The organism is Pseudomonas sp. GW821-FHT12A04, assembly GCF_058807755.1.
The window spans coordinates 1-12,587 of record NZ_JBXAQZ010000011.1; the positions used below are offsets into that span (position 1 = coordinate 1).

The following is a 12,587-nucleotide window of genomic DNA, read 5'->3' on the forward strand; positions in this document are numbered from 1 at the left end:
GTTCATGGAACCTCCAAGTTGGCGAAATCATATCGCCCTTAAGAGGTGTCCGGAATTATTAGGCCAGTTCAGCTTGCCCGCGATGAACCTGAGAACGCCGCGGGGTATCAGGTTCCCAGCGTTATCGTTGGCGATCATCGCGAGCGAGCTCGCTCCTACAGGAAGTCAGTGGACTCAATAACCGACGGTAAACCGCTGCCGCGAATGCTTCGGGGCTTCCACTTCATCAAGCATCGCGATCGCATAATCGGCGAACGTGATCCAGCTGCGCCCTGCGCTGCTCACCAGCAAATCGTCCTTGCCGATGCGGAATTTCCCGGTGCGCTCGCCCTCGACAAATTCGGCCGATGGCGACAGAAAGGTCCAGTCCAGATCCCGCTCTTGACGCAAGTTTGCGAGGAATTCGGCACCGGCGCTGGCCTCTGCCTTGTAAGCCTCAGGGAAACCTTCGCTATCGATCACTCGAGCGCCATCGGGCAATAGCAGCGAACCCGCCCCGCCCACTACCAGCAAACGTTTAACCCCGGTTTTTTTCACCGGGCCAACGACTGCACTGGCAGGCAGGGTCGCGAAATGTGCGGCGCTGATGACTACGTCATGGCCCGCAATCGCAGCTTGCAACGCAGCGGCATCAAGGGCATCGACTTCCTTGCTGACCACACCTTCACGCACGTCTATTTTCGATGTGTCGCGGGCAATGGCAGTAACGCTGTGGCCGCACCGCCGGGCTTCTTCCAGCACTTGGCTACCGGCACGACCGGTGGCACCGATGATTGCGATTTTGCTCATGACGTTCTCCAGTTGGCTTGAAAGTATCGGTATCAAATTGCGCTGACCTTTGTGGCGAGGGGGCTTGCCCCCGCTCGGCTGCGTAGCAGTCGTAAAACCTGTGCTTAGGGTGTGACTGATGGATTGCAGGGGAGCGCTTCGCACTCCAACGGGGGCAAGCCCCCTCGCCACAGGTAATCAATTTCATCTCAAAACTTGCTTCAGCTTCATGTACTTCCGGTTACCACTTCATCTCGCCCTTGGCGACCTTGGCACTCAGCTCCAGGGAGCTTTCATCGCCCAGGGTCGGGAAGCGTTTTTTCATCGCGGCGATCAGCGCGGCAGCATCCTTGGCCTTGGCGGTTTCTTCGTCGAAGGCCTTGATGTAGGCGGCGGTGAACTGCACGGCCGTCAGTGAGCGATCGCTCTCGCCAAGGTAATGACCCGGCACCACGGTCTGCGGTTTCAGGGTTTCAATGGCATGCAGCGTAGTCAGCCAATCGGCATGGGACTGCGGAGTTTGCGTGTCAGCCATCCACACGTGGATGTTTTGCGCCACCACGACACCACCAACCACGGCCTTGATCGATGGAATCCACACAAAGCTGCGATCCGGCTGCGGGCCCTCAAGACCCACCACCTGCAACTTCTGCCCTTCGAGGATCAGGCTGTCACCCTTGAGCACGTCCGGCACGATGGTTTTAGCCGGCACATCGGCCCCCATTTTCGGGCCCCAGAATGCCAGTTTGCCGTCGACGGTGTGCTTGATGTGGTCGACGGTCGGCTGCGAGGCGAGGACCTTGGCCTTGGGGAATGCGGCCGTCAGGGTATCGAGGCCGAAGTAGTAGTCCGGGTCACCGTGGCTGATGTAGATGGTGGTCAACTGCTTGCCGCTGGCGCGGATTTTTTCCACTACCTGTTCGGCCTGGGATTTACCGAATTGCGCATCCACCAGGATCGCTTCTTTCTCGCCACTGACCAGCACCGAGGTCACCGGGAAGATGGCTTTTTCGCCGGGGTTGTAGACATCCAGCGTCAGGGTCGAGGCGGCTGCATGGGCAGCGAAACCGAGGGCGGCGCTTGCCAGGAATACTCGCTTGAGAAGGGTGAGTCCGATCATCTGTTGCTCCGTTGTCCGAATGCCGTGATTGGCGGATACCTTTTTGTAGGAGCGAGCTTGCTCGCGATGGACTTGAAGGCGCCGCGTATAACCGGTATCCCGCGTTATCGTTAATGGCCATCGCGAGCAAGCTCGCTCCTACACTGGAACAGAGCTTAGTTGCCTGACTCGGTACAAAAAATGCGATGCTTGAACATAGTTTGTTTCTGAAAGCGGGCAAATCATGGATCGTCTTCAAGCAATGCGTGTGTTCGTCACGGTGGTCGACCTCGGCAGCCAGTCGGCCGCCGCCGATCATCTGGAGCTGTCACGGCCGGTGGTGTCGCGGTATCTGGCGGAGCTGGAAGACTGGGTCGGCGCGCGCCTGATGCATCGCACCACACGCAAGTTGAGCCTCACCGCCGCTGGCACCGAGATCCTGCCCCGCTGCCGGCAGATGCTCGATTTATCCACCGACATGCAAGCCGCCGTCAGCGAACCGGATGACGCACCCCGCGGCCTGCTGCGAATCAGCGTCAGCACCTCCTTCGGCCAGGCGCAATTGGCCGACGCCATGGCCGCCTATGTCCGACGCTACCCCGGCGTCAGCATCGACATGCAGATGCTCGACCGCACCGTGAACCTGGTGGATGAGCGCATCGACCTGGCGATCCGTACCAGCAACGACCTGGACCCGAACCTGATCGCCCGCCGCCTGACGGTTTGCCGCTCGGTGATCTGCGCGTCCCCCGCTTACTTGCGCGAGCACCCGGCGCCGCAACGGGTCGAGGACCTGAGCCTGCACAATTGCCTGACCCACTCCTACTTCGGCAAAAGCCTGTGGCATTTCGAACAGGATGGCGAGCAGGTTTCCGTACCGGTGCAGGGCAACATCAGCGCCAACGAGGCCAGCACGCTGCTGCGCGCAACGATTGCCGGCGCCGGGGTGGCGATGCTACCCACCTACCAGGCCGGCGTGCACATCCACAGCGGCGAGTTGATTCGCCTGCTGCCGACGGCCGACCCCCGGCAAATGAACGTGTATGCCGTGTATGCCTCGCGCAAGCACATGCCGGCGGCGTTGCGCAGCTTGCTGGATTTTCTGGTGGTGAGGTTTCCGCAAGAACCGGAATGGGATATCGGGTTGTAAATGGAAGCCCTGTGGGAGCGAGCTTGCTCGCGATGGCTACCGAACATTCACCCATGATGTCGACTGATCCACCGCTATCGCGAGCAAGCTCGCTCCCACAGGGGTGATCAGTGTTCTGAATACCGCGCTATTGCTGGTAACTCACCGGCGCTGACCTATGCTCAAAGTAGTACCGAAAGGTATTCGTTCAGAGGTCAACGCCATGAACATCAGAACAAGAAGATACCTCGCGATTTTCATCACCTGTGCGGTCACGCTCGGGCTTTATGGCGCTGCGGCCTGGCGCGTCGAGCAACTGCGCAACCTGCCCCGTGAAGCCGCTAGCTGCAACTTCGAGCGCTGCATCCCCCACAACGCCACCCTCAACGCCCTCCGGTAACGAAGGGGGTCAGGCTTCGTTGTCCTGATCGGCCTTCAAGCGGTCGCGGAACGCCTTTGGCGAAATCCCCACTCGACGTCGGAACAGGCGTGTGAAGTTGGTCGGATCGGAAAACCCCAACACGTCGGACATTTCATAAATGGTCATGCTGGTGTAGGTCAGCAAACGCTTGGCCTCCAGCAATTGCCGCTCATGCATGATCTGCAACGCCGGTTGCCCCGCCAGCTCACGACAGGTGCCGTTGAGGTGGGACACGGAAATCCCCAGCCGGTGTGCCAGATCCTCGACCTTGACGTGCTGGCGATACGTCTCTTCCACCAGTTGAATAAAGCCGTTGAGGTATTCCCGGGCCCGCTGCGGTCGCGCCATGGCGGTGCGACGCTGGATCACCTGGCGACTGACCCACACCACGATCACGCTGACCAGCGAATGCATGAGCATTTCCCGCGCCGGTTGATGGCTGGTGTATTCGTTCTGCAAGGCGCTGAACAGGCTGTTGAGGTACTCGGCGTCCTTGCCTGCCGGGTAGCTTTCGGACTGGGCCAGGGCATTGACCGATTGCCCCAACTGCATCTGCAGGTGGGCGATCAGCGGCGCGGCCAGGGTTACGACAAACCCTTCCACGTCCTCGGAAAAACGAAAGCCGTGCACCGACAGCGGTGGCAGGATCTGGATTGCCGGCTCCACCAGTTGCGTTCGCTTGCCTTCGATTTCAAGCTCGGCCTGACCTTTGAATACGAAGAGCAACTGGCACAAGTCAGCGTGGCGGTGAGGTTTGATTTCCCAATGATGTTCGCGACTGCGTTTGGAAATGGTTTCACAGTGCAGCAAGTCCGGGGTCGGCCAATCCAGGCTTTCACCGTAGAGCTTGAACACCGGAATCGAAGGCAGGTCAGGCTTGTTCATCACTTCAATCCAGGCCTCGGGGTTGATCTGGGGCGATAATCGCACCGATTGGCAGAATGTACAGCTATCGGCTCAGTTTTCACCTTCAATTGACAGACTCGCAAGGGAAAAATGCAAGCACTCGATCCATAAAAATCATTCACCGGCCCAGGTCGTGTGGAGCTTGCGAGTCATAAGAACAATGAAAACGCTGAAAACCCAAGTTGCCATTATCGGTGCTGGCCCCTCAGGCTTGCTGCTCGGCCAATTGCTGCACAACGCCGGCATCGACAACATCGTTCTCGAACGTCAAACCCCCGATTATGTACTCGGTCGAATCCGCGCCGGCGTGCTTGAACAAGGCATGGTAGAGCTGTTGCGTCAGGCCGGCGTGAGTCAGCGCATGGACGCCGAGGGACTGGTCCATGGTGGCTTCGAACTGGCCCTCGACGGGCGCCAGGTACACATCGATCTGCAAGCGTTGACCGGCGGCAAGACGGTGATGATCTACGGCCAGACCGAGGTCACCCGTGACCTGATGGCCGCTCGTCGGGAGGTGGGCGCGCAGACGATTTACCAGGCCAGTAACGTCGTTCCCCACGGCATGAAAACCGATGAAGCGTTTGTCACTTTTGAGAAGGACGGCGAGCCATATCGACTTGACTGCGACTACATCGCCGGTTGCGACGGCTTCCACGGTGTGGCGCGACAATCGATTCCCGCCGACAGCCTGAAAATCTTCGAACGGATCTATCCCTTCGGCTGGCTGGGGATTCTGGCCGATACCCCACCGGTCCACGATGAGCTGGTCTATGCCCGCCATGAGCGCGGTTTCGCCCTGTGCAGCATGCGCTCGCCGACGCGCACCCGTTATTACCTGCAAGTGCCCGCAGAGGAAAATGTCGAGGATTGGTCCGATCAACGCTTCTGGGACGAGCTCAAAAACCGCCTGCCGGTCGATCTTGCGCAAAAACTGGTGACCGGCCCGTCCATCGAGAAAAGCATCGCGCCGCTGCGCAGCTTCGTCGTCGAACCCATGCAGTACGGGCGGATGTTCCTCGTCGGTGATGCCGCGCACATTGTCCCGCCCACCGGGGCCAAGGGCCTGAACCTGGCGGCCAGTGACGTCAGCACGCTGTTCAACATCCTGGTCAAGGTTTACCGCAACGATCGCCTTGATCTGCTGGAGAAATACTCGGAAATCTGCCTGCGCCGGGTGTGGAAAGCCGAGCGTTTTTCCTGGTGGATGACCTCGATGCTGCACCGCTTTGATGATCACGATGCCTTTAGCCAGCGCATTGCCGAGTCGGAACTGGACTATTTTGTCGATTCGCAGGCGGGTCGCAAAACCATTGCAGAAAACTACGTCGGGCTTCCTTATGAGGCTATCGAATAGCCTCCTATCGACTTACACTGGCGAGCATCCCCGCTCGCCTTGCCTCTTGCGGGTCAATCACTGCCCGCAGGTTTTCCCGTGACCAATCTCCACCAGCCTGAAACGCCCAAACCGGCCATTCGCAGCGTGCTGATCGCCCTGATGCTGGCGATCTTTCTCGGTGCGTTGGACCAGACCATCGTCGCCGTTTCGATGCCGGCCATTTCCGCGCAATTCAAGGACGTCAGCCTGCTGGCCTGGGTTATTTCCGGCTACATGGTGGCCATGACCGTGGCGGTGCCGATCTACGGCAAACTGGGTGACCTGTACGGGCGGCGCAAGCTGATGCTGTTCGGCATGGGCCTGTTCACCCTGGCGTCGGTGTTCTGCGGCATGGCACAGAGCATGGAACAACTGGTACTGGCGCGAATCTTCCAGGGCATCGGGGCCGGCGGGATGATTTCGGTGAGCCAGGCGATCATCGGTGACATCGTGCCGCCTCGGGAGCGCGGCCGGTATCAGGGCTATTTCAGCAGCATGTATGCAGTGGCCAGCGTGGCCGGCCCGGTGCTCGGCGGTTACATGACCGAATACCTGTCCTGGCGCTGGGTGTTCCTGATCAACCTGCCACTGGGCCTGGGCGCCTGGCTGGTCGCCTATCGCACGCTGGTGGGCCTGCCGATTCCGCAACGCAAACCGATCATCGACTACCTGGGCACCGTGTTGATGATCATCGGGCTGACAGCATTGTTGCTGGGCATCACCCAGGTCGGCCAGGGCCATTCGTGGCGCAGTGCCGAGGTGTTGGCGCTGCTCGCTTGTGCGGTACTGGTGCTGGGGCTGTTCGTCGTCCGCGAGCGGCGGGCGCGAGAACCGTTGTTGCCCATGCATCTGTTCGCCAACCGCAACGCGATCCTGTGCTGGTGCACGATTTTCTTCACCAGTTTCCAGGCCATCTCGCTGATTGTGTTGATGCCGCTGCGCTTTCAGAGCGTCACCGGCGCCGGTGCCGACAGCGCCGCCCTGCACCTGCTGCCCCTGGCCATGGGTTTGCCGATTGGCGCGTATTTCGCAGGCCGCCGCACCTCGGTCACCGGACGCTACAAACCGATGATCCTTACCGGTGCGGCGCTGATGCCTGTCTCGATTATCGGCATGGCGTTCAGCCCGCCGCAGGCGTTCGTCGTGAGCAGTCTGTTCATGCTGCTCTGCGGGATATCCTCGGGCATGCAGTTCCCGACGTCATTGGTCGGCACGCAGAACTCGGTGGACCAGCGGGACATCGGTGTAGCCACCAGCACCACCAACCTGTTCCGTTCGCTGGGTGGTGCCGTGGGTGTGGCGTTGATGTCGGCGCTGCTGTTGGCGTTGTTGCAGGATTCGAGTTTCGCGCACCTGGCCGGTTCGTCTCTGATTGCCGAAGGCAGCTCGGGGAATGTGTTGCTGGACGGTTTGAATGCCGCGCCGGGTGATGCGCAGAACACCCTGCGTGCCGAATTGTTACTGACGTTCCGGCATTTGCTGACGGTCAGCGCGGCCGTTTCATTGCTTGGGCTGGCGGCGGCGATTGCCATGCCGAACATGTTGTTGCGCGGGCGCGAGGACAAGGTTCGGTAGATAGACCGGGTCGCCTGTTCGCGATAGCGGTCTGACAGTCACTACCATTCAAGGGCTGTAATACCCGACCGCCACCAGAAAATGTCCGACCTTCTTCAGGTAGGCATGCTTGTTCTCGACTTTGCCCGTCACCGGGTTTTTCCAGCGGTATTCGTATTCGCCGTAATCCTGCTGGGCCATCAACGCCAGAATCGGCTCGCCCACCGGTTTGCCTTCCGGGTCCACGATCTTGCTGAAGTCGGTATTGATCAGCCGCAGGTTGGTGCCGTGGGCCACGTAACGCTGAGTATCCAGGTCGACAACAAACACATACAGGTCATCCTGCAGGTAGCCGCCCTTGAGGGAATTGATCGCCGTCAGGGTGCCCTTTTCGTCCTTGGCCAGATCGGTTGCCGCTTTGTTCAGCAAGGTCATGGCCTGTTCGGCGGAGGCCCGTGGCAGGTAATAACCGACCGCCAGAATCCGCTGCCCAACGCGCTGGTAGTAGACATGCTTGCGCTCGACCTTGCCGTCATTCCAGTTCTGCCAGCGATATTCCGCCTGCTGAATGCCATTGCCTTCCGGCACTTTCAGGGCGTCCTTGAAAGCTTTCTGCAGATCCGGCCCGAGCACTTGCGACACGTCCCGGCCAATCAGCGCCGACGACGGCCCGCCACTGGCGAGCATCACGCCCTTGGTGTCGAGCACAAAGACATAACGGTCCTTGTCGACAAACTCACCCTGGCGGCTGAATGCCGCCAGCGCCTTGTCGCCATTCTGGTGGTAGTAGGCCAGGGCTTTTTCCAGTAGGGCAATGGCCGCCTTGCTGTCGTCCTTTTCCGTCCCGGCGGCTTGCGCCTGGCCCAGACACAACAAAAACATGCCGCACAGCAAGGTAAACCTATGCAGAAACCCCATTGCGCATCCCTCGTTCCTGATGGTGTTTCAAGAGCGTAGACGGCAATGGGATATGTACGAATATTCGCCAGAACAGGGTCATAGGCTTTTGTGGCGAGGGGGCTTGCCCCCGTTCGGCTGCGCAGCAGTCGTAAATCAGGCACCGCGGTTGATCTGGTGAACCGCGGCGAATGGATTTGGGGCGGCTTCGCCACCCAACGGGGGCAAGCCCCCTCGCCACAAGTGTTCGGATTACTGCCGGGCGCGCAGTTGCTGCTGAAGGTTCTGGATCTGCGCCTGAAGGGTATTGATGTTGCGGGTGACCTGGCTGCGGAACGCATCGAACTCGGCGGTATTGGTCGAGCCCTGCGTGACCGCTGGACGGTTGTCCTGCTCGCTCTTGAGCACGATCATGTCTTGCTCGAGACGCTCGATAGCAGCGCTTGGGTTGCCTTGTTTCTTCAGCGCTGTGATATCGGCGCCCAGGCTCTTCAGTTGTGCATCGAGTTTTTCAGCGTCCGACGGGGCACTTTTCAGGGTGGCCAATTCAGCACTCAATGCTTTGACCTGGGTCTGCAACTGGGTATTGGCCGTCTGATGTTCGGTGTTCTGGGCATTCATTTGCGCCAGGCGTTTGTCCAGTTCGGTGGTTTGCGCGGTCATTTGTGCCAGTCGCTTGTCCAGGTCCGAGGCCTGGCCGGCAACACCTTGCTGCTGGGCGTTCTGGTCCTGGAGCTTGCTTTCCAGCTGGCGGATTTGCAGCTTCAAGGCCTCGCTGTCGGTGTTGACACTGGTCTGGCTGGCAACAACCTTTCCGGAAATATCCTGCAGGCGCCCTGCCGCTTCCTCACTGATTCGCGCGAAGCTTTCCTGGGTCGCCACCAATTGCTGTTCCATCAGGGAGATCTGCTGAAAGCTCCACCAGGCCAGGCCCGCGAACGCAAAGAACAACGCCCCGACCAACGCCCACAAGGCACCGGTACTCGCCGCCTTGACCTTCACCACCGGCGTCGTGCGCGAATGCACGACCGTACGGGCGGTGGGCGCAAAGTCGTCATCGAGAACGTCTGCACGCAGGCTCGGTACATCATCGAAGTCGTCGTTGGCATCGTTTCGCATGGACATTGAATCAACCTTAGTGAATCACATAATGGCTTTATGCCGCGCAGTATAAACCCCACAGCCGCAACCATTGACCCCCAAGCCCGAATCCGGTTCAGTCGGGGGTCGTTGTTCGAGCGTCAGCGAACAGCCTGGGCCTTCCACCAGCCACAGAATTCATCGAGCGCCGTCCAGAGGCTGACCTTGGGATCGTAATCCAGATAATGCCGCGCGCGGCTGATGTCCAGGGTGAAATTTTTGTTCATCACCTGCATGCCCAGACGCGACAGCGTCGGTTCTGGACGCCCCGGCCACAACTTGCACACGCCCTCGTTGAGCGCCGCCACGCTGTAGGCCAGGCCGTAGGAACGGTAGCGGGTGACCTGTGGGACTTCCATGTTGCGCATGACGTAATTGACCACGTCCCACAGGGGAATCGGCGTGCCGTTGCTGATGTTGTAAGCCTTGCCCAGCGCAGAACCGCTGGCCAGCAAACTGCTGAGCAACGCCTCGTTGAGGTTTTGCACGCTGGTGAAATCAACTTTGTTCAGACCGTTGCCGATGATCGCCAGGCGCCCCTTGCGCTGCATGTTCAACAGGCGCGGGAAGATGCTCATGTCGCCGGCCCCGGTGACGAAACGCGGGCGCAGGGCCAGGGTTTCGAGACCGAACTCCTGGGCACCGAAGACTTTTTGCTCGGCCAGGTACTTGGTGGCGGCGTAAGGGTGTTTGAAGCGCTTGGGCACCTGTTCTTCGGTCAGACCCAGGTGATCGCGACCATCGAAGTAGATCGACGGCGACGACAAATGCACTAGCCGCCGAACCCGTTGCTTCAAGCAGGCTTCGACCACGTTCTCGGTGACCTGGACGTTGCCCTGATGGAAGTCCTGATAACGTCCCCATAATCCAACAGCACCGGCGCAATGCACCACGGCCTCGACGTCCGAGCACAGCTCGCGCGCCAGTTCCGGGTCGCTCAAGTCACCCTGGATGAACTCGGCTCCCCGGCGTACCAGATGCTCCACGCTCTCGGCCCGGCGACCGTTGACCCGCACGTCCAGGCCCTGCTCCAGGGCAAAACGCGCAAAGCGCCCGCCGATGAAGCCGCTTGCGCCGGTAACCAGAATCTTCATGAATTGCTCCGAATATTTCGTTTTGCGTATTACGTGAGGTCTTGACGCTGCGCGTCAGTCCAAGGGCACCAGCCATTGCTTAGATGCGCTGACCAATTGATCGGTGAGCAGCCCCAGCAACTGGCCGCCATTACGCCAATGATGCCAGTACAGCGGCACATCGATCGGCTTATCTGGCAGCAGCTCCTGCAATACACCCCTTTGCAGCTGCTCGCGCACCTGCAGTTCCGGAACCAGCCCCCAGCCCAGACCGGCTTCCGCCAAGCGGATAAAACCTTCGGAGGACGGGCACAAATGGTGTTCGAATCCACCCTCGACGCCGAGGGACGCAAGGTAGCGATGCTGCAGGAAATCGTCCGGGCCAAATACCAGCGCCGGGGTCCGGGCCAACTGATCGGCGCGTACGCCCTGCGGAAAATGCCGGGCAATAAAGGCGGGGCTGGCCAGCGCACGGTAACGCATGGCCCCCAGCAACACGCTGCGCGCACCCGACACCGGCCGCTCGCTGGCGCAGACACAAGCCGCCACTTCACCGGCGCGCATGCGCTTGAGACCGACGGTCTGGTCTTCGACCACCAGATCCATCAGCAGATGCTGTTCGGCGCAAAACGCCCCCACGGCCTGCGCCCACCAAGTGGCCAGGCTGTCGGCGTTCAGGGCGATGCGCAGGCGTTCCGGCAGGCCCTCTTCATCCAGCGCCGGCACCAGGCTTTGCAAATCCCGTTCAAGCAATCGCACCTGCTGCACGTGGTTGAGCAGCCGTCGACCGATTTCCGTCGGCGTTGGCGGCGTGGCCCGCACCAGCACCGGTTGGCCAACCCGCGCCTCCAGCAGCTTGATGCGCTGGGAAATCGCCGATTGCGACAAGCCCAGTACCTGAGCCGCCCGTTCAAAACCGGCCTGTTCGACCACGGCGGCCAAGGCAGAAAGCAATTTATAGTCGAACATCAGTTTTCCTAATGAGCGATCAGCAAGATTGGTTTTTCTTATACAGCCTTCACAAGGACAATGACCAGCAAGAACTCTTGAACAAGGATCACCCACATGGCTGGCGAAACTTCATTGGCAACGCTGCTGCGCAGCATGAGCCCGCAACTCAACGCTGGCGAATACGTGTTCTGCACCCTGCGCGACGGCAAGTTGCCTGCGGATCTGGAGATTGTCGGCAGCTTCCGCGAGCAGGAAGGCCTGACCGTGATTCTCGAACGTTCCCACGCCGAAAAAGCCGGATTCAGCTTCGACTACATCGCCGCCTGGATCACCTTGAACGTACATTCGGCCCTCGAAGCCGTCGGCCTGACCGCCGCGTTCGCCACGGCATTGGGCAAGGCCGGAATCAGCTGCAACGTGATTGCAGGCTACTACCACGACCATTTGTTCGTCGGCCAGGCCGACGCCGACCGAGCCCTGCAAGTGCTGCGGGATCTGGCAGCCAACGCGGAGTAAAAAAATCATGTGGCAAAGTTATGTGAACGGGCTGCTCGTGGCCTTCGGCCTGATCATGGCGATCGGCACCCAGAATGCGTTTGTCCTGGCGCAAAGCCTGCGGCGTGAACATCACCTGCCGGTGGCGGCACTCTGCGTGACCTGCGATGCCCTGTTGGTAGCCGCCGGGGTATTCGGCCTGGCGACGGTGCTGGCACAGAACCCGACGCTGTTGGCCATCGCACGCTGGGGCGGCGCAGCGTTCCTGTTGTGGTACGGCAGCCAGGCGCTGCGCCGGGCCTTCTCGAAGCAGAGCCTTGAGCAGGGCGAAGGCCAGACCGTACGTTCGCTGCGGGCGGTGATGCTCAGCGCGCTGGCGGTGACCTTGCTCAACCCGCACGTCTATCTGGACACCGTTTTGCTGATCGGCTCCCTGGGCGCACAACAAACCGAGCCCGGCGCTTATGTCGTCGGCGCGGCCAGTGCCTCGCTGCTGTGGTTCTTCACCCTGGCCCTCGGTGCGGCATGGCTGGCGCCGTGGCTCGCCCGGCCCGGCACCTGGCGAATTCTCGATCTGTTGGTGGCGGTGATGATGTTTGCCGTAGCGCTGCAGCTGATCGCGGCCATCTGATTGGCGGAACCTCTATTCCACACAGTTGTTGCGTGGTTATGCCGCCCCCCCGGTGCTATGATCCGACTCCCTGCGCCGCAAAGAGTACAAACTCCCCGGCGCTTGTCTGGCCGCCCGTGATCGGCCTTGCGCTCACCGCAACTGACCT

General features: G+C 60.3%; 13 protein-coding genes. 6 read left to right on the forward strand and 7 right to left on the reverse strand.

Annotated elements, in window-relative coordinates:
* Positions 1-174 precede the first annotated feature (174 nt).
* On the reverse strand, positions 175-789 hold the full coding sequence (locus AC1RS8_RS17690; RefSeq protein ID WP_489339154.1) for an NAD(P)-dependent oxidoreductase: 615 nt from the start codon (positions 787-789) through the stop codon (positions 175-177).
* 220 nt (positions 790-1,009) lie between these two features.
* On the reverse strand, positions 1,010-1,888 hold the full coding sequence (locus AC1RS8_RS17695) for an MBL fold metallo-hydrolase (protein ID WP_489339155.1): 879 nt from the start codon (positions 1,886-1,888) through the stop codon (positions 1,010-1,012).
* Between the two features lie 223 nt (positions 1,889-2,111).
* Here AC1RS8_RS17695 and AC1RS8_RS17700 point away from each other — a divergent pair, with 223 nt between their 5' ends.
* On the forward strand, positions 2,112-3,017 hold the full coding sequence (locus tag AC1RS8_RS17700; RefSeq protein ID WP_489339156.1) for a LysR family transcriptional regulator: 906 nt from the start codon (positions 2,112-2,114) through the stop codon (positions 3,015-3,017).
* Positions 3,018-3,174: 157 nt separating this feature from the next.
* On the forward strand, positions 3,175-3,396 hold the full coding sequence (locus AC1RS8_RS17705; protein ID WP_057713469.1) for a hypothetical protein: 222 nt from the start codon (positions 3,175-3,177) through the stop codon (positions 3,394-3,396).
* A gap of 9 nt (positions 3,397-3,405) precedes the next feature.
* Here the strand turns inward: AC1RS8_RS17705 and AC1RS8_RS17710 are convergent, their stop codons facing one another.
* On the reverse strand, positions 3,406-4,302 hold the full coding sequence (locus AC1RS8_RS17710) for a helix-turn-helix domain-containing protein (protein ID WP_090457497.1): 897 nt from the start codon (positions 4,300-4,302) through the stop codon (positions 3,406-3,408).
* Positions 4,303-4,483: 181 nt separating this feature from the next.
* Here AC1RS8_RS17710 and pobA point away from each other — a divergent pair, with 181 nt between their 5' ends.
* Positions 4,484-5,677 carry a 4-hydroxybenzoate 3-monooxygenase gene (gene pobA, locus AC1RS8_RS17715; protein ID WP_218494271.1) on the forward strand — a complete coding sequence of 398 codons (1,194 nt, stop codon included), beginning with the start codon at positions 4,484-4,486 and terminating at the stop codon, positions 5,675-5,677.
* Between the two features lie 78 nt (positions 5,678-5,755).
* Complete coding sequence (locus tag AC1RS8_RS17720; RefSeq protein WP_489339157.1) at positions 5,756-7,273, forward strand: MDR family MFS transporter; 1,518 nt, start codon at positions 5,756-5,758, stop codon at positions 7,271-7,273.
* A 48-nt stretch (positions 7,274-7,321) separates the two neighbouring features.
* Here the strand turns inward: AC1RS8_RS17720 and AC1RS8_RS17725 are convergent, their stop codons facing one another.
* From AC1RS8_RS17725 to AC1RS8_RS17740, 4 genes are all read right to left on the reverse strand, one after another.
* Positions 7,322-8,170, reverse strand: coding sequence for a cache domain-containing protein (locus AC1RS8_RS17725; RefSeq protein WP_489339158.1), 849 nt, complete (start codon positions 8,168-8,170; stop codon positions 7,322-7,324).
* A gap of 231 nt (positions 8,171-8,401) precedes the next feature.
* Positions 8,402-9,274 carry a coiled-coil domain-containing protein gene (locus tag AC1RS8_RS17730; protein WP_057713464.1) on the reverse strand — a complete coding sequence of 291 codons (873 nt, stop codon included), beginning with the start codon at positions 9,272-9,274 and terminating at the stop codon, positions 8,402-8,404.
* A 116-nt stretch (positions 9,275-9,390) separates the two neighbouring features.
* A complete protein-coding gene (locus tag AC1RS8_RS17735) occupies positions 9,391-10,383 on the reverse strand; it encodes an NAD-dependent epimerase/dehydratase family protein (protein WP_150813342.1) in 993 nt (330 codons plus the stop codon).
* Positions 10,384-10,437: 54 nt separating this feature from the next.
* A complete protein-coding gene (locus AC1RS8_RS17740; RefSeq protein WP_489339159.1) occupies positions 10,438-11,331 on the reverse strand; it encodes a LysR family transcriptional regulator ArgP in 894 nt (297 codons plus the stop codon).
* Between the two features lie 96 nt (positions 11,332-11,427).
* On the opposite strand from AC1RS8_RS17740, the gene AC1RS8_RS17745 reads away from it, so the two are divergent.
* Complete coding sequence (locus AC1RS8_RS17745; protein ID WP_223503966.1) at positions 11,428-11,829, forward strand: ACT domain-containing protein; 402 nt, start codon at positions 11,428-11,430, stop codon at positions 11,827-11,829.
* Between the two features lie 7 nt (positions 11,830-11,836).
* The gene (locus AC1RS8_RS17750; RefSeq protein WP_057713460.1) at positions 11,837-12,439 is read left to right on the forward strand and encodes a LysE/ArgO family amino acid transporter; all 603 of its coding nucleotides are present in this window, start codon (positions 11,837-11,839) and stop codon (positions 12,437-12,439) included.
* The last annotated feature ends 148 nt before the right edge of the window (positions 12,440-12,587 follow it).

Coding starts and splice junctions, on each gene's coding strand:
- AC1RS8_RS17730 (WP_057713464.1), bottom strand. CDS start 9,274: ATGTCCATGCGAAACGATGCCAACGACGACTTCGATGATGTACCGAGC.
- AC1RS8_RS17750 (WP_057713460.1), top strand. CDS start 11,837: ATGTGGCAAAGTTATGTGAACGGGCTGCTCGTGGCCTTCGGCCTGATC.
- AC1RS8_RS17745 (WP_223503966.1), top strand. CDS start 11,428: ATGGCTGGCGAAACTTCATTGGCAACGCTGCTGCGCAGCATGAGCCCG.
- AC1RS8_RS17725 (WP_489339158.1), bottom strand. CDS start 8,170: ATGGGGTTTCTGCATAGGTTTACCTTGCTGTGCGGCATGTTTTTGTTG.
- AC1RS8_RS17690 (WP_489339154.1), bottom strand. CDS start 789: ATGAGCAAAATCGCAATCATCGGTGCCACCGGTCGTGCCGGTAGCCAA.
- AC1RS8_RS17695 (WP_489339155.1), bottom strand. CDS start 1,888: ATGATCGGACTCACCCTTCTCAAGCGAGTATTCCTGGCAAGCGCCGCC.
- AC1RS8_RS17705 (WP_057713469.1), top strand. CDS start 3,175: ATGCTCAAAGTAGTACCGAAAGGTATTCGTTCAGAGGTCAACGCCATG.
- pobA (WP_218494271.1), top strand. CDS start 4,484: ATGAAAACGCTGAAAACCCAAGTTGCCATTATCGGTGCTGGCCCCTCA.
- AC1RS8_RS17710 (WP_090457497.1), bottom strand. CDS start 4,302: ATGAACAAGCCTGACCTGCCTTCGATTCCGGTGTTCAAGCTCTACGGT.
- AC1RS8_RS17700 (WP_489339156.1), top strand. CDS start 2,112: ATGGATCGTCTTCAAGCAATGCGTGTGTTCGTCACGGTGGTCGACCTC.
- AC1RS8_RS17740 (WP_489339159.1), bottom strand. CDS start 11,331: ATGTTCGACTATAAATTGCTTTCTGCCTTGGCCGCCGTGGTCGAACAG.
- AC1RS8_RS17735 (WP_150813342.1), bottom strand. CDS start 10,383: ATGAAGATTCTGGTTACCGGCGCAAGCGGCTTCATCGGCGGGCGCTTT.